Origin of the sequence: Sorangium sp. So ce381, assembly GCF_051473845.1 — a bacterium.
Lineage (GTDB): Bacteria > Myxococcota_A > Polyangia > Polyangiales > Polyangiaceae > Sorangium > Sorangium atrum.
Genome location: NZ_CP150336.1, coordinates 3,748,855 through 3,764,719 on the forward strand (window position 1 = coordinate 3,748,855; position 15,865 = coordinate 3,764,719).

The following is a 15,865-nucleotide window of genomic DNA, read 5'->3' on the forward strand; positions in this document are numbered from 1 at the left end:
GGCCGCTCAGGCGAGCGGTGCCTCCCACGCTTTCAGCGGAGTCCCCCGTGGGAGCTCGTCGGCGCGGTCAGCCGCCGGCTGGAGCCGCGGTGCTTCGTGCACGCGGACCGGCGGCGCCTCCATCGCCGCAGGCTCCTCGGCGGCGCTCACCGGCAGAAATCCGTCCGACTGTTTGCTCCAGAGCCGCTTGTAGGCACCGTTTCGCGCGAGCAGCTCGGCGTGGGTGCCGTCCTCGATGATCCGGCCGTTCTCGAACACCAGGATGCGGTCGAGGTGGACCACCGTCGAGAGGCGATGGGCGACGACGAGCACCGTCTTCTCCTTCATGACGTCGTCCAGCGTGTCCTGGATGGCCTGCTCGGTGATCGAGTCGAGGCTCGAGGTCGCCTCGTCGAGGAGGAGGATCGGCGCGTCCTTCAAGATGACCCGCGCGATGGCGATGCGCTGGCGCTGGCCGCCCGAGAGCTTGACGCCGCGCTCGCCGACCATGGAGTGATACTGCTCCTTCATCTGCATGATGAACTCGTGCGCGTGCGCCTTCCGCGCGGCCTCGACCACCTCTGCGTCGGTCGCGTTCAGCCGGCCATAGCGGATGTTCTCGAGGAGCGTCCGGTGGAAGAGGCTCGGGTCCTGCGGGATCAGGCTGAGCTGCGCGTGCAGCGCGTCCTGCGTCATGTCTCGGATGTCCACGCCGTCGATCAGGATGTGACCGGAGTCGATGTCGTAGAGACGCAGGATGAGGCTGACGAAGGTGGATTTGCCGGAGCCGGAGAAGCCGACGAGCCCGACGCGCTGGCCGCGCGGGATCGTCACGTTGAGGCCCTCGAAGATCGGCCGATCGGGCGTGTACCCGAAGGTCACGTCCCGGAGCTCGATCCGGCCGCGCTCGACCGTCGGGGCGACGGCCTCGGGGCGGTCGACGAGCTCGTGGGAGCGGACGATGGTGTTCACCCCGTTCGCGACGTTGCCGACGAACTCGAAGAACTCGAGGAAGCGGCGGCTGAGGTTGCGCGCCTCGTTGATGATGAGGAGCGACAGGCTCGTCGCCATGACGAACTCGGCGACGCCGATGTCGCCCCGCTCCCAGAGCCTGAGCGATTGGTAGAGCGTCCCCACCTTGAGCAGCGCGGCGGAGGCGAACTGGAACCAGCGCACGCGCTCGGAGTACCAGTTCGATCGGCGGACCGCGCGGAGCTCCTGCTTGAGCTGCTCGTCGAGGTACGCGCGCTCGAAGCCGAACCGGGCGAAGAGCCGCGCGCTCGTGAGGTTCGTGACCGAGTCGACGAGCTTGCCTGTGGTCTCGCTCCGCGCCGACGCGGCGCGCACCGCGTGGGGCTGGCACCGGGTCGCGAGCCAGTAGGAGATGCCGACGAACAGCACCGCCCAGGCCGAGACGACCGCGGCGAGCGCCGGGTGAGCGCGGTAGAGCAGCCCGATCGAGACCGAGAAGACGATGGCGATGGGCCAGAAGTCGAAGAGGATGGCCCACAGGGTCTGCGAGACCCCCATCGACGTCTCGCTGATCCGGTGGGCGAGCGCTCCGGCGAAGTTGTTGCTGAAGTAACGATGGGAGTGATGCTGGAGGTACGCGTACAGATTGCGGGTCACGTTCTGGCGCTGCCACGGCCCGACGAGGATCTGGCAGAGGCCGGCGATCCGGCTGAACAGGAACTCGCCGGCGATGAGCGCGACGAACAGCGTCAGCGCGTCGCGCAGCCGCCCGCTCAGCGCGGCCCGGCCAGCGCCCGACGCCTGCGTGACCCCCTGGATGACCTGCCCGATGGCGTACGGGATCATGATCCCGCACGAGGCGTGGGCCGACTCGAACACGAACATCGCCAGGTACCAGGCGCGGTAACGACCGACGAAATGAAGGATGAAGCGGAAGGGCGTGTCCGGGAGCACCGGAGCGCCGGGGGCGCGCTGCAGAGATGTCTTTGGTTCCACCGAGATGTCCTGGGCGCCCAGCGCGCCCTCATGAGCTGACGGTTATTGCGCGCTCCGCCCCCCGCCCTCCGCCCGCAAATGCACTAACCGGGCCAACTCTGCCTCGACCGTGACCGTGGAGGCACGGTGGGAGGGGGCTGCTGCCTCAGCAGCAGCCGGTGGTGATCGGCTGCTGCGGCGCACGCAGGGGGCCCTGCGCTCGAACGATCCGGATCCACGCGCGGGCCCCCGTGGAAGTTCAAGGTGGCTGTCGCTCGGCCCTTGCGTGGTCGGCGATCTCCGCTAAGCGCATCAGGATGAGCTGTTCTCTGTCTCGAGCAGCCGCGAGCGTGATGCGAGAAGGGATGAAACAGCGGTCGAGCGAGGAACGCGCAGAAGGGCGCGACTTCATCGAATGCCTGGAAGACCTCGCGATCGTGCGACCTGTGGATGACTCGGAAGAACATCTCCTCTGGGACACCGAGCTTCTGAAGCAGGAGCTCGCCCGCGCGAGCCCTGGTCGTGAGTCGGGGCTGATGCGGCTCCTCGCGGCGCGGGTCGCGATGAACAGCTCTTTCCAGTTCTTCGGCTTGCTCGACGCCCACGGTACGAGCTGGGAGTCGAACCATACATCGACCCGCGGCGCCGGCGTGGAGCGGAGGGAGGTGCATGGCGTGCCCTTCTGGGAGTGCCGCTGGTGGCAGGGCTCGCCGGAGATCCAGGAGCGCCTGAAGGACGCGGTGCGGCGCGCGGCGCGCGGCGAGTTCGTCAGGTACGACGTGGATGTCCTCGGGGGCAACGAAGGTGAGCGGCGCATCACCATCGATTTCAACCTGAACCCCGTCAAGGATCGGCAGGGCAAGGTCGTCTTCATGATCGCCGAGGGGCGGGACGTCACCGAGCAGCGGCGGCTCGAGCGCGAGGTCGCGCAGCACCGGGACGAGCTCGCGACGCTCGACCGCCTCAAGACGGAGTTCGTGGCCAACGTGAGCCACGAGTTCCGCACCCCGCTCACCCTCATCCTCGGGCGCGTCGAGGACGCGCTGTCGAGCCAGGCGAGGTCGCTCTCGGGCGACGGCCTCTCCGCGGCCCACAGGAGCACCCTCCGGCTCCTCCGGCTCGTGAACACGCTGCTCGATTTCTCCCGCATCGAGGCGGGGCGCCTCCAGACGTCGTTTGCGCCCACCGATCTCGCGCGGCTCACCGCGGAGCTCGCGAGCTCCTTCCGCTCGCTGATCGAGGGCGCGGGCCTGTCGCTCGTCGTGGACTGCCCGCCGCTGCCCGAGCCCGTCTACGTCGACGCGGCGCAATGGGAGAAGGTCGTCATGAACCTCCTCTCGAACGCCTTCAAGTTCACGTTCGAGGGGGAGATCGGGGTCTCGCTGCGCGCCCACCCGGACCACGTCGAGCTGACCGTGCGCGATACCGGCACCGGGATCCCCTCGGAGGAGCTCCCGCGCATCTTCGAGCGGTTCCACCGCGTGCAGGGCGCGCGCAGCCGGAGCATCGAGGGCACCGGGATCGGGCTCGCCCTCGTCCAGGAGCTCGTCAAGGCGCACGGGGGCTCGCTGCGCGCCTCGAGCGCGGTGGGGCAGGGGAGCGCGTTCACCGTGGCGATCCCGAGGGGCCGCGCGCACCTGGCGCCGGAGCGCGTGGTCGCCGCCGCGGAGCCGGCACCCTCGGCGGCGAGCGCGAACCTCCACGTGCTCGAGGCGTCCCAGTGGTCCTCGCGCGGGCGCGAAGGCGCGGCGCCGACGGGCCCGGGGTCGCGCGCCGACGCCGCGCCCGCGCAGGTCACCCCGGGGGGCGGAGAGGGCCGGATCCTCGTCGCCGACGACAACGCGGACATGCGCGAGTACCTCATCCACCTGCTCACGCCGAGGTGGAGCGTGGAGGCGGCCTCGGACGGGCGGGCGGCCCTCGAGGCCGCGCTCGCGCGCCCGCCCGACCTCGTGGTGAGCGACGTGATGATGCCCGAGCTCGACGGCGTGGCGCTCCTCCGGGAGCTCCGGGCGGACCCGAGGACGAGCAGCGTCCCCGTGGTGCTCGTGTCCGCTCGGGCGGGGGAGGACGCCGTCGTCGAGGGCCTCGACACGGGGGCGGACGATTACCTGGTGAAGCCGTTCTCGCCGCGCGAGCTCCTCGCCCGCGTCCGGACGCAGATCGAGATGGCGCGGATGCGGCGGCGCGCCGTCGAGGCCGCGGAGCGGGAGCGCGCGCAGGAGCTGCCTCGCTTCCTGGACGCGGCGAGCGTGGTGCTGGCCGAGTCGCTCGACTATTCCACGACGCTCGCGCGGGTGGCGCAGCTCGCGGTGCCTGTCCTCGCCGACTTCTGCCTCGTCGACGCGCTCGACGAGGAGGACGGCACCTTCCGGCGGGTGGGCGTGGCGCACGCGGACCCCTCGCTCGCCGCCGTGGCCGAGGAGGCGAAGCGCTTCGCGCCCAAGCTCGACGGCAACCCGGAGCACCCGCCGACCAAGGTGCTCCTCGAGCAGAGATCGGTGCTCATCGAGCACTTCACGGACGAGCAGATGCGCGCCATCGCGCAGAACGACGATCACCTCCGGGTGATCCGGGCCATCGGGGGGCACTCGTTCATGTGCGTCCCGCTGGCGCGGCGGGGGCGGCTCTTCGGGACGCTGACCTTCATCGTCGTGCGATCCGAGCGCCGGTACAGCCGGGCGGACCTCGCGGCGGCGGAGGAGCTCGGGCGCCGCTGCGCGCTCGCGGTGGACAACGCGCGCCTGTACAGGGACGCGCAGAGCGCGATCGCGCTGCGGGACGAGTTCCTCTCGATCGCCTCCCACGAGCTGAAGACGCCGCTCACCCCGCTCGCGCTGCAGATCCAGACCCTGATGCGCCGCGCGCCCGAGCTGTGCCCTGACAGCGAGCGCCTCCCGTGGCTCATGGACCGGCTCGGGCTCGTTCGCCGGCAGAGCGAGCGGCTGAGGCGGCTCGTCGATAACCTCCTCGACATCTCCCGCATTTCCGCGGGGCGCCTCGCCCTGGAGCTGGAGCCGGTCCGGCTGTCGGACATCGTCCGGCAGGTGGTGTCTCGCTTCCAGGAGGGCGGCGAGATCGCGGAGGCGGGCTCGCGGGTCACCGTGAGCGCGGCGGACGACGCCGCAGGGAGCTGGGATCGGGTGCGGCTCGAGCAGGTCGTCGAAAACCTCGTCTCGAACGCGCTCAAATATGGTCAGGGAAACCCGATCGAGATCACCGTCGCCCCGATGGGCCAGATGGCCACGTTGACGATCGCGGACCACGGCATCGGGATCGCGCAGGAGCACATCGGGCGGATCTTCGGGCGGTTCGAGCGCGCCGTGTCGGCGCGGCACTATGGCGGTCTGGGCATGGGGCTCTACATCACGATGCAGGTGGTCGAAGCGCTGGATGGTTCGATCGAGGTGAGCTCTGCCCTGGGAGAGGGCTCGACCTTCAAGGTGACCCTGCCGCTCGCCGGCCCTCGGGACTCGGGCCGGCGGGGTCTGCCGGGATTCGAGGGCGCCTGAGGGGCCCGGCGCGAGGGGGGCCCGCGGGCCGGCCCGAGGTCGTGGCGCCGTGGTCGCCGTCACCCTGCGAAGGGAGCGAGTGCGCATGACGATGAGCCGTCCCAGCAAGCGCATCCTGATCGTCGATGACGACGCCGCGATTCGCCGGACCTTGAGCGAGCTCCTGGAAGAGGAGGGGTATGCGGTCGCCTGCGCCGCGAACGGGCGCGAGGCCCTGGCAACCCTGCGGGACGATCCCTCGTCCATCGCGCTCGTCCTGCTCGACCTGATGATGCCAGTCATGGATGGGTTCCAGTTTCGCGCCGAGCAGAAGCGCGATCCGACGCTCGCCGCCACGCCCATCGTGGTGATGACCGCGCGCGGCGCGACGGAGCGCGCCGGCATCGACGCGGACGCGATCCTCAGCAAGCCGTTCGATGTGCTGAAGCTGATGGACACCATCGAGCGGAGCTGCCGGAGGGAGTGAGCCGGCGGCGCGCGTGCGACGAGGGGTGGAAGGGCTGCCGCTGCGCGAGGCGGTGATCCAGGGCAGCGTCGATCGACTCGTACCGATCTTGATGATGGGGGCTTCAGACCGCCGCCGCAGGGAGCCGGTCCGCAGTCATGGCTGGCTCTTGGTCAGGCCGATGGCGCCCTTCACCACCTTGCCGAGCTCGGCGACGGGGCCGCGCCCCCAGTAGTGAAAGAAGAGGATGCGCGGCTCCTCGCCGACCATATGATTGTGGATCGCCACGATATTGATCTTGCCCGCGCGGAGCGCCTTCAGGACGGGCTGGAGCTCGTCCTCGGTGACCGCGAAGTCGCCGTCGACGACGGCATTGTCATCCGTGCCTGCGAACGCGGCCCACGTGTTCACGCCCATCGCCTTGCCGATCTTACAGCCGCAGTCGGCGACCGCGGCCGGTCGGCCGATCACCGCCTTGGCCATGCCGTCCTTGGCGGTGACCTTGACCCCGAGCGCCGCCTCCACCTTGGCCGGATCGATGGTGCTCTTCGCCGGAATGGCCGGCCCCTCGAAGCGCTCGCGCGGCTTCGGCGCCTTCTGCCGGATGGACCGCGCCGCGTCCAGGGCAGCGCGTACGCCCTTGCCGAGAGCGTCCAGCTTGCCCTCGCCGCCGATGTGCATGAAGTAGACCTTGGGCCGGTCAAAGAAGAAGTGGTTGTGGAGCGCGGTGACCTCGATCCCGGCATCGAAGGCGGCGCTCATGGCGTCGTTCACCTCGTCCTCGAACAGGACGAGATCGCCCATCACCATGGCCTCGACGCCCGGCTTGTGGCCCGGGGTGAACCCGGCCCACGAGGTGAGGCCCATGAACGGCGGCATGGCCCAGCCATCCACCTCGACCTTGACGTCGTTCCGGGGGAACGAGACCTTCACGACACCTTCGGCGACCTCCGCCTTGCCCCCCGTGGACGCCTCGACGACCGCGGGATCCACGGTGGCCGGGGCGGCCGGCGCCGCCTGAGCGGCGGAATCGGCTGCAGGCGGAGCGGTGGGACGCGCGACCGCCGGCGGCTCCGCCGAGGGCGCCGGGGATGCGTTGCTACAGCCGAGCGCCATCAGCGCGGCGAGAGCGAGCCAATCAACGATGTTCCTCATCGCTTCTTCTCCTCTTGTCCAAGCGGCATCTTCTCAGATCAGAGCGGCATGATGGCGAGGTCGTCAAAGTACGTGACCGAGTCCGCCTTGGTCCAAACACCGACCTTCCCCGGCGCAGTGAACGTCCGGTCCGTCGCATCGATGACCTGGGTCCCATCCCACTGGACCTGGATCCGGTCCTCGCGGGCGTCTACCCGCAGCTCGTGCCAGTTGCCAGTCACCGCGCCGCTCCAGCTCGCGATCTGCGTCCGGCGTCCGTCCTTGACACGAGTCGCCGTCGCGGGCTCGGTCGTCGGTTTCGCGGATGCGCCGGGCGTCAGGAGGGACGGCGCCGCGGGACTGGGCGGGGCTGCCTGCTCGCCACGACATGCGCCGAGCGCGACAAGGGAGAGGAGCGCTGCAACAGGTCTCGTCATCGTTCACCTCGCTGGAGCCATGGCGCTGTATGATACATCTGCTCTATGTGTGTAACAACTGTTGCATACGACCATGCCCGCGCGTAGGGGATGGGAAAATTCGATCCACGTGAAGCATCCGCTCGGGCTCACGAAGGCGTGCGGCTGAGGGCGGCAGGAGAAGGCGCGATGCCAACCCTGGGCGACGACTCAGCGGCCAGCGAACCTCCGACCCGGGTCTCGTTCACCTTGCGGGAGCTGCTCCGTTACTTCCTCTACCTCGGCGCGCTCGGGTTCGGCGGACCGATCGCCCTGGTTGGCTACATGCAACGTGACCTGGTGGAGCGGCGCCGGTGGTTCACAGAGGCCGAATACAAGGAAGGGCTCGCGCTCGCCCAGCTCGCGCCCGGTCCGTTGGCGGCGCAGCTCGCCATCTATCTCGGCTGGCTCCGCAGCGGCGTCGCGGGGGCCACGCTCATCGGTGCCGGCTTCATCCTGCCGTCGTTTCTGATGGTCCTCGGGCTCTCGGCGCTCTACCTCCGCTTCGGGGGGCTGCCGTGGATGCAGGGCGTCTTCTACGGCATCGGCGCGAGCGTCATCGCCATCATCGGGCGGAGCGCGGTGAAGCTCGTGAAGACGACGGTGAAGCAGGACCGGCTGCTCTGGGCCATCTTCGGCGTCAGCGCGGCAGTGACGGCGTACACGGAGTCCGAGATCGTCTGGGTGTTCCTGCTCTCCGGCGTCGCCGCCGTGCTCGTCCGGCGGTGGAAGGCGCCCTCCTCCAGGCCAGCCGCGCTCGCCCTGAGCCCAGCCGCTGCCTGGCTGCTCACCGGTCTGCACGGCCCGGCCGAGGGGCGCACGCTCCTTCACATCGGCTCGTTCTTCGCGGAGGCCGGCGCCTTCGTGTTCGGCAGCGGGCTCGCGATCGTGCCGTTCCTCTATGGCGGGGTCGTGGATCGGTTCCACTGGCTGAACGAGCGCCAGTTCCTCGACGCCGTGGCGGTCGCGATGATCACGCCGGGGCCGGTCGTGATCACGGTCGCGTTCATCGGCTACCTCGTCGCTGGCCCTGCAGGGGCGGTGGTTGCTGCGCTCGGCGTGTTTCTGCCCTGCTATCTCTTCGTCGTCCTCCCCGCACGCCACTTCCGCCGCTTCGCCGCAAAACCGGGTATCCACGCTTTCGTGGACGGGGTGACCGCCGCGGCCACCGGTGCGATCGCGGGCGCGGGCTTCGTGCTCGGCAGGAGGGCGATCACGGACATCCCAACCGCGCAGATTGCGCTCGTCACGCTTGGCGTCCTGGTACAGAAAAAGCTAAAAATACCTGAGCCGCTCGTGATCGTCGCGGCGGGTGTCGTGGGCCTCCTGCTGAAGGGAGCGCACGGGACATGAAGCAACGTCGTCTCGAGTTTTTCGAGATCGAGGTGATACGTGCCGTCGGATCGTCACGCTCCTCGTCTCCATCGTGAAAAGAGCTTCGGACCTGACAAAGGGGGCCGAGCGATCTTCCGCGCAGCAGCGCTTCGGCTGCGTGCGTCGACAACGCCCGCCGCGATCTGCTGAACCAGGTTGTAAAAGATGATCGGCAGCATCACCTCCGGGTGATCCGGAAGTGCGACGGAGGCCAGCACCAGCCCTGTCCCGTTGTTGGTCATGCCCAGGCCGAACATCAGCGCGAGTCTATCGGCCGCGTCCGCCCGCGTGCAGCGCGCGAGGAATCCACCGAGACCGAAGCTGAGGACGCACAACGTCGTGGTGATCAAGGCGATGATGAGCAGCAGATCCCAGTCGGGGTGGTTGAACGCTTGAGGCAAGGCGCTCGATGCATTGGAGTAGTTGAGCACCAGCAGGTCCACCAAATTGAGCAGCCTCAAGGCCGGCGATACCACCTCCCGAGCTCTTGAGCCCAGCATGCGCTGCAGAAGCATGCCCACCAGGGATGGAACGACGACCGCGACGATGAGAAATCCGCTGCTCCCTTGGAACGCCAGCTCGTGCAGATCCTCGGCATAATCCCCACGTGCCATGTAGCCGACGAGGTGCAGCCCCACCGGGGTGATGAGCGGGCTACAGAGCGTCGATAGCAGTACCAGGCCCAAGCTCAAAACGGGATTGCCCCCGGCGTTTTGCGACCACGCCGTAGAAGATCCGGAAACAGGCATGGATCCTATGAGCGCCAACCCGACCAGGAGGTTCTGTAACTCGTTATCATGCCTTGGCACGGCCAGAAGCGAGACGGCGAGCGCGAAGACGATTGGTAGAACGGTGCTGGCCGCGAGTCCGATGCCGACGAGCCCGAGGTACCTGGTCAGATGCCGGAGCTGCTGCACGCGAACGCCGAAACCCGCGTTTGCCAAGAGGAACGCCAGCAGGAGCAACGGCAGAGAAAGCTCGACGCGGCCGCCGCGCACCCAGGGGAGCGACCCGGCAGACAGGTCGCGCAAACGCAGACCTGGCCCGGACACCAACCACGCCAGCGCGTAGGCGCAGAGGAGCAGCCACAGCAGGCGCCGCTGCATCCAATCTAGAGCTCTCTGGACGATCTGGTTCATAAGGTCCTCGTACCGGCGCCTGGGCACCGGCGCCTGCCAGGTCACCTTCGATCCTGGAAACTCGCCGTCCTCGCCAAGCCAGCTCTCTGCGCCGGCGCCGTGCCGAGGATGCTGCAAGCCAGCTCACGCGCGCTGCTGGCATCGACGCCAGGGGAACGCCGCGGCGCACGCTCGCCTCGATGGTACAATTGTTCTACCCATGGATCAGTTGATCCACAACGATGACCGTCCATCGACCGTAGCCCCTGCGGCGGACCCCGACGCGGCCGCCCGGCAGGGCTCTGGCTCGAAGCAGCGCACCGCCCTCGCCCTGATGCCTTCGAGCGCAACGGCCGACGCGCAGAGGCTCCTCGTCACCCGGGCGCTGCGTGGCTTCGCCGACGGCTTCGTCAGCGTGCTCCTCGCGGACTACCTTTCATCGCTCGGCCTCAGCCCGCTCCAGATCGGGACCATCATCACCGGCACGCTGCTGGGCTCGGCGGTTCTTACGCTGGCTGTCGGGCTCCTGGGGCACGGGCTCGGCTCTCGGCAGCTCCTCCTCGGCGCCTCGGCGCTGATGTTCGCGACGGGGCTCGGTTTCCTGGGGGTCACGGCGTTCTGGCCGCTGCTCGTGGTCGCCGTCGCGGGAACGCTCAATCCCTCGGCAGGCGACGTCAGCGTCTTCCTGCCTGCCGAACAGGCCGCGCTCAGCGCGACGGTCGAAGGCCGCGACCGCACAGGGATGTTCGCCCGCTACAATCTCTCGGGCAACCTCGCCGGTGCGCTCGGCGCGCTGGCGAGCGGGCTGCCCGTGGCGGGTGCGCGCTGGTTCGGCTGGGATCGGGCGGCGGCAGAGCGCTCGGGGTTCGCGCTGTATGCGGCTGTCGCGGTCGCAGTCGGCATTCTCTACTGCAAGCTCTCGCCCGCGCTCGAGCGGCACACGCAGACCGCGAAGGCCGCGCCTCTCCTGCGGTCGCGTAGGATCGTCGTCCGGCTCGCGGCGCTGTTCAGCCTCGACTCGTTCGGCGGCGGGTTCATCGTCCAGTCGCTCCTCGCGCTGTGGCTCTTCCGTCGCTTCGCCCTCTCCGTGGAGACGGCGGGCGCGATCTTCTTCGCCGCAGGCATCGCGGCGGGCTTCTCGCAGCTCGTCTCTGCACGGCTCGCAGCCAAGATCGGGCTCATCAACACCATGGTCTATACCCACCTGCCATCGAATGGGCTCCTGATCCTGGCCGCGCTCATGCCCACCGCGCCGCTCGCTGTCGGGTTCCTCCTTCTGCGCATGTGCCTCTCGCAGATGGACGTGCCCGCGCGGCAGTCGTACGTGATGGCGGTGGTCCCGCCGGAGGAGCGCCCGGCCGCCGCGAGCGTCACGAACGTGCCGCGCAGCCTCGCCGCAGCCCTCGCGCCGCTCCTCGCGGGCGCGATGCTCAGCCGATCGAGCTTCGGCTGGCCGCTCCTGTGCGGCGGCATCGCCAAGACCATTTACGACGTACTCCTCCTGGTCCAGTTCGGCGCCGTCAAGCCGCCGGAGGAGACAGCAGACGGGGGCACGGCAGCGACCCGACCCCGGCGCTCACCATGAACCAGACCGTCGCGCGCTCGAGGTGACCCCTCTGGCGATCGTCGCCTTCAGCAGGGGCGAGCTCGGTCGGAAGTCCGCACAGCGCGAGGCGCTCATGTCGCTCTTCATTCTCTCTTGCGCGCGAGCGACTCGTACAGATCGCCGAAGAGCGCAGCTCCCCGGGCGAGCCGCGCCTCGTCGTCTCGCTCGACCATGGCCAGCCCGTTCACGAGACACTCCACGCCCGGCCGCTCGGGCCGGTTGAACTTGGCATCCTTGAGATCGATGTCGTGGATGATCTCGGCGATGCGGCGCAGCGCTGGATCCGCGAGCCCGAACCGGTCGAGGAGCACCTCGAACGTGCAGCGGTCGCCTTCGTGGGTGAACTCGGCCTCGAACATGTCGAAGCGCAGCTCGCCCGGCTCCGGCGTGTAACCCTTGCCGCTCACGAACTTGAAGCGCGCCTCCGGATCGAGGAAGCGCCGGATGAGCCACGCGCTCGCGATGCGGTCGACGTGGATGTTCTTGCGGGTGACCCAGGTACGGCCGCGTACGTCGGCGGCCAGCACGGCCGGCCGACGCTTCGTGGACGATCCGCTGGCGCTGCCTTCGAGGCGCGCTTCGAGCTCACGCACGAGGCCCTCGACCGCGACGCGTCCGGTGGACGCGAAGAAGTCAACCGCCGCGATCGCGCCGAGCTGCTTCTTGAGGCGCACGACCTCGCCCGCGAGCTCCGTGCGGCGCTCTTCGGGGACGCCTCCGCGCCGAGGAAGGACCTTCTGGACGGCGCGCACCTCCTCGGCCAGAGCTTCGTAGTCGGCGTTCCGGGCTTCGTGGAAGAGCGCCTCGATCTGCTCATCCGAGAGCCCCGCGGAGAACCGCGCCTCGCACACCGACGCGTCACCGCCGCCGTCGATGATCTCGCGGTATACCCAGGCGAAGTCCTCGCGCGCGGAGTCGGTCGCCGGCAGCGTGTAGACGGAGTTCTTGATTGCGACGGCGCCCAGACGTTGCAGATGACGCCCGATCTTCACACGGAGGTATGCGGGCTTGGGCGGGAGCTGATGGATGAGGAGCAGCCATCGCCCGGTAGGCGCGTCCTCCGGGGGCGCTGCCGCCGGAAGAGGGCGCACGTGCTCGCCCGGCGAGCTGTTGGCGTCATCGCGCCGCGAGACAGATGAGCGGCGTGTTGCGCGGGAAGGCGGCATTCAGCACGGCATGTTTTCCGATGCGATGGTCACGTGTCAATGTCGAGAGCCACCGCGGCTGGCGTGCTCCCCGGGGCTGCCGGTCTGCTGCGTACCGTCAGTGAATCAGCTGGGAGCGCCCGCCCTCGAGCCGCACATGGTCGTGAGCACCGCGAGCAGCTCCGCCGGTTCGATGGGCTTCGGGACATGGGTGTTGAACCCTGCCCGCAATGCGCGCATGCGATCCTCCGTGCGCGCATAGGCGGTGAGCGCGATCGCCGGGGTCCGCCCCCCGCTCGCCGCCGGGAGCGCGCGGATCTTGCGGATCAGCACGTAGCCGTCCTCGCCGGGCATCGCGACGTCGGACACGAGCACGTCGGGCTGCAGCGCCTTCACCGCGAGCAGCGCCTCGGCCGCGGACGAGACGGCCGTCACGCGCGCGCCGCACTGCTCGAGCATCGTGACGAGGAGCTCGCGCGTGTCGTCCTCGTCCTCGACCACGAGCACGTTCAGCGCCGCGAGCTCCGGCGGGCGGTCGCTCCCGGCAGAGACGCTCGGCAGCTGCGCCAGCCGGCGCCCCCGGCCGTGGCTCGGCGGCGCCGCGAGCGGCAGCTGGACGACGAACGTGGCGCCCTGACCCTCCCCGTCGCTCAGCGCGTGGGCCGTGCCGCCGTGCATCTCCACGAGGCTCTTCACGATCGTGAGCCCGAGGCCCAGGCCGCCGTGCCTGCGGGTCGTGCCGCTCTCGGCCTGCCGGAACTGCTCGAACACGTACGGCAAGAACGCGGGCTCGATGCCCTGGCCGGTGTCGGACACGGTGATCTCGGCGGACCCGTCGGCGCGATCGAGCCGGATGCGCACCACCCCGCCGCGCGGCGTGAACTTCACCGCGTTGTTGAGCAGGTTCCAGACGACCTGCTGCAGCCGGCCCGCGTCGCCCGCGACGGCGCCCACGCCGGGCTCGATCAGCGGCAGGAGCCGCACCCCCTTGGCGTCGGCCGCCGGCCGCACGACCTCGAGGGCGGCGTCGATCACGGGCACGAGCTCGATCGGATGGACGTCCAGCCGGAGCTTGCCGGCCATGATGCGCGAGATGTCGAGCAGGTCGTCGATGAGCTGCGCCTGCGCCTGGGCGTTGCGCTCCACCGTCTCCAGCGCCTTGTCGCGGCGCTCCTCGGCGAGCTTGCCGGTGCGCAGCATCCGGACCCAGCCGAGGACCGCCGTGAGCGGCGTGCGGAGCTCGTGGCTCATCGTCGCCAGGAACTCGTCCTTCAGGTGGCTGGCGGCCTCGGCCTCCTGACGGGCGGACTGCGCCGCGGCGAGCAGGTCTTGCCGCTCCTCCTCCGCGCGCTTCCGCGCCGTGATGTCGAAGAACGAGGAGACGACGCCGGCCACGGAGCCGTTCGCGCCGCGGAGCGGCTGCGCGTTCACCGAGAGCCACACGACCGAGCCGCCCGGCCGCTCCAGCCCGAGCACGACGCCCGACTGGGGCGCGCCCGTCCGGAGCGCGATCTGCGAGGGGACCATCTCGAAAGGGAAGGGCGAGCCGTCCTCGCGGACGAGCCTGCACGGCGGGCCCAGCATCGTGGACCCGACGAGCTGGGCCATGGGCAGGGCGAGGATCCGCTCGGCGCTCGCGTTCGCGGTGCGGATGACGCCGCGCTCGTCCTCGAGCGTGATGCCCTCCTCGAGCGCGCTGATGATCACGCGATAGCGCTCCTCGCTGTCCCGGAGCGCCCGCTCCGCCTCGATCGCGTCGGTCTCGTCGCGCGTGATCAGCACGGCGCCCGCGGGCGAGCCGTCGGCGTGCCGGAGCGGCGACGCCGTCCCGGCGAGGGCGCGGATCGAGCCGTCCGGGCGCGTCACGAGCCAGCGCGCGTTCTCGACCTTCTCGCCCAGGAGCGCGCGGTGGAGCGGGTCCTCGTCGGGGCGCAGCGGCCGGCCGTCCAGCGCGAGCAGCCCGCGGGGCCGGAGCGACTCGATCGCGTCGCTCACGTCGCGCTCGTACACCCCGTGCTGCCGCTGGGCCTCGCCGTTGCAGATCCGGAGCGTCCCGCGCGCGTCCGCGGCCATGATGCCGTCGCCGCTCTGCTCGATGAGCGCGCGCAGCAGATCGCGCTCCACGGCCGCGATCCGCTCGGCCCGCTCGGCCCGCTCGCGGAGCCGCTTCGAGCGGAGGAGCGCGCCGACGCGCGCCGACAGCGCGGCCGCCGGGCAGGGCTTGACCACGTAGTCGTCGGCGCCCGCGGTGAGCCCCTCGACGAGGTCCTCCTCCTGCCCGGCCACGGTCAGGATGAGGATCGGGAGCCCGACCGTGGCGGCGCGCGACCGCAAGAGGCCACAGATCTCGGTGCCGGACATGGCCGGCATCACCTGGTCGAGCACGAGGACGTCCGGCAGATCGCCGCCCGCCACGCGCTCGAGCATCGCGGCGGCGTCCGTGAAGACCTGGACCTCGTACCCTGGCGCGAGGGCGCGCGCGGCCATCTCGGCCTCCAGCAACGAATCGTCGAGGATCCACACCACCCCGCGCTGCGCGTGCTCGCTCGGCGGAGGCTCCATGCCCACGTCCCGGACGCCTCGCCCCGCGGCCGGCGCCGGGCGCCGGGGCGGGCCGTTCGCATCGCGCGCGGCGTCGGCGAGCACGAAGTCCATCGTCATTGGCCGATTCATGGTTCTCCAGGAGCAGCAGGGGCCGCGAGGCGTATCGCTAGAGGGCGGCGCCTCTCGGGGCGGGACGGGGCGCGGAGACGCGTTGGTTCCGCAAGCGTCTTTACCGCCCAGTCTCATCTGAGTGAGAGCCTGCGGCGATGCAAGCGTAATACGATGAAAGACGCCCTGTCGCTCTCTTCTGGGTTGCGTTTGGTCGCGTTTGGCGTTTGTTTGCGTTCGGTCACGTCCGGTTGCGTCAGGTTGCTTCTGGTCATTGCCCCCGCACCACGCGGCCGTCGCCGGTTTCCAGCGACCGCTGTCATGGCGTTCGCGCGCCTGCCGACGTTCGCTGGCGCACTGGCGCTCCCCAGGGGGAGCCCGGGCTCGTCAGCGAGCACAGCAGACATCGCCGGCGCCGGCTCGACGCGCGGGCCAGCGCACGGCCGGCGCGCTGCTCGCCCGAGCCGGGGAACCGGAGCTCGGGGCGGGGCTGACGGG

At 69.9% G+C, this 15,865-nt stretch carries 10 protein-coding genes; 4 read left to right on the plus strand and 6 right to left on the minus strand.

The window, feature by feature from the left end; all coding sequences use genetic code 11:
* Positions 1 to 6: 6 nt before the first annotated feature.
* Complete coding sequence (locus WMF29_RS14275) at positions 7 to 1,947, minus strand: ABC transporter ATP-binding protein (protein WP_437329347.1); 1,941 nt, start codon at positions 1,945 to 1,947, stop codon at positions 7 to 9.
* A 416-nt stretch (positions 1,948 to 2,363) separates the two neighbouring features.
* Here WMF29_RS14275 and WMF29_RS14280 point away from each other — a divergent pair, with 416 nt between their 5' ends.
* Positions 2,364 to 5,438, plus strand: a complete 3,075-nt coding sequence (locus tag WMF29_RS14280) for an ATP-binding protein (RefSeq protein ID WP_437329348.1) — start codon at positions 2,364 to 2,366, stop codon at positions 5,436 to 5,438.
* An 85-nt stretch (positions 5,439 to 5,523) separates the two neighbouring features.
* Positions 5,524 to 5,904 (plus strand): response regulator, encoded by a 381-nt coding sequence (locus tag WMF29_RS14285; protein ID WP_437329349.1) that lies wholly within the window; start codon positions 5,524 to 5,526, stop codon positions 5,902 to 5,904.
* A 135-nt stretch (positions 5,905 to 6,039) separates the two neighbouring features.
* On the opposite strand, the gene WMF29_RS14290 is transcribed toward WMF29_RS14285, so the two are convergent.
* Together WMF29_RS14290 and WMF29_RS14295 are read right to left on the minus strand one after the other, a co-directional pair.
* Positions 6,040 to 6,999, minus strand: a complete 960-nt coding sequence (locus WMF29_RS14290) for a DUF1259 domain-containing protein (RefSeq protein ID WP_437331118.1) — start codon at positions 6,997 to 6,999, stop codon at positions 6,040 to 6,042.
* A gap of 77 nt (positions 7,000 to 7,076) precedes the next feature.
* The gene (locus WMF29_RS14295; protein WP_437329350.1) at positions 7,077 to 7,454 is read right to left on the minus strand and encodes a hypothetical protein; all 378 of its coding nucleotides are present in this window, start codon (positions 7,452 to 7,454) and stop codon (positions 7,077 to 7,079) included.
* A gap of 168 nt (positions 7,455 to 7,622) precedes the next feature.
* Between WMF29_RS14295 and WMF29_RS14300 the strand changes: the two genes are divergently transcribed.
* Positions 7,623 to 8,825: a chromate transporter gene (locus tag WMF29_RS14300; RefSeq protein WP_437329351.1), complete on the plus strand. Its 1,203-nt coding sequence runs from the start codon at positions 7,623 to 7,625 to the stop codon at positions 8,823 to 8,825.
* Positions 8,826 to 8,878: 53 nt separating this feature from the next.
* Here the strand turns inward: WMF29_RS14300 and WMF29_RS14305 are convergent, their stop codons facing one another.
* A complete protein-coding gene (locus WMF29_RS14305) occupies positions 8,879 to 9,985 on the minus strand; it encodes a bile acid:sodium symporter family protein (RefSeq protein WP_437329352.1) in 1,107 nt (368 codons plus the stop codon).
* A 199-nt stretch (positions 9,986 to 10,184) separates the two neighbouring features.
* Between WMF29_RS14305 and WMF29_RS14310 the strand changes: the two genes are divergently transcribed.
* On the plus strand, positions 10,185 to 11,549 hold the full coding sequence (locus tag WMF29_RS14310; protein ID WP_437329353.1) for an MFS transporter: 1,365 nt from the start codon (positions 10,185 to 10,187) through the stop codon (positions 11,547 to 11,549).
* Between the two features lie 104 nt (positions 11,550 to 11,653).
* On the opposite strand, the gene WMF29_RS14315 is transcribed toward WMF29_RS14310, so the two are convergent.
* Both WMF29_RS14315 and WMF29_RS14320 read right to left on the minus strand, forming a co-directional pair.
* Complete coding sequence (locus WMF29_RS14315) at positions 11,654 to 12,562, minus strand: chromate resistance protein ChrB domain-containing protein (protein WP_437329354.1); 909 nt, start codon at positions 12,560 to 12,562, stop codon at positions 11,654 to 11,656.
* A gap of 279 nt (positions 12,563 to 12,841) precedes the next feature.
* Positions 12,842 to 15,376 carry a hybrid sensor histidine kinase/response regulator gene (locus WMF29_RS14320; protein WP_437329355.1) on the minus strand — a complete coding sequence of 845 codons (2,535 nt, stop codon included), beginning with the start codon at positions 15,374 to 15,376 and terminating at the stop codon, positions 12,842 to 12,844.
* Positions 15,377 to 15,865: the final 489 nt, after the last annotated feature.

Bases quoted from the DNA above. Each gene is read 5' to 3' on its own strand.
- WMF29_RS14285 (WP_437329349.1), top strand. From the start codon at position 5,524: ATGACGATGAGCCGTCCCAGCAAGCGCATCCTGATCGTCGATGACGAC.
- WMF29_RS14290 (WP_437331118.1), bottom strand. From the start codon at position 6,999: ATGGCGCTCGGCTGTAGCAACGCATCCCCGGCGCCCTCGGCGGAGCCG.
- WMF29_RS14295 (WP_437329350.1), bottom strand. From the start codon at position 7,454: ATGACGAGACCTGTTGCAGCGCTCCTCTCCCTTGTCGCGCTCGGCGCA.
- WMF29_RS14300 (WP_437329351.1), top strand. From the start codon at position 7,623: ATGCCAACCCTGGGCGACGACTCAGCGGCCAGCGAACCTCCGACCCGG.
- WMF29_RS14305 (WP_437329352.1), bottom strand. From the start codon at position 9,985: ATGAACCAGATCGTCCAGAGAGCTCTAGATTGGATGCAGCGGCGCCTG.
- WMF29_RS14310 (WP_437329353.1), top strand. From the start codon at position 10,185: ATGGATCAGTTGATCCACAACGATGACCGTCCATCGACCGTAGCCCCT.
- WMF29_RS14320 (WP_437329355.1), bottom strand. From the start codon at position 15,376: ATGACGATGGACTTCGTGCTCGCCGACGCCGCGCGCGATGCGAACGGC.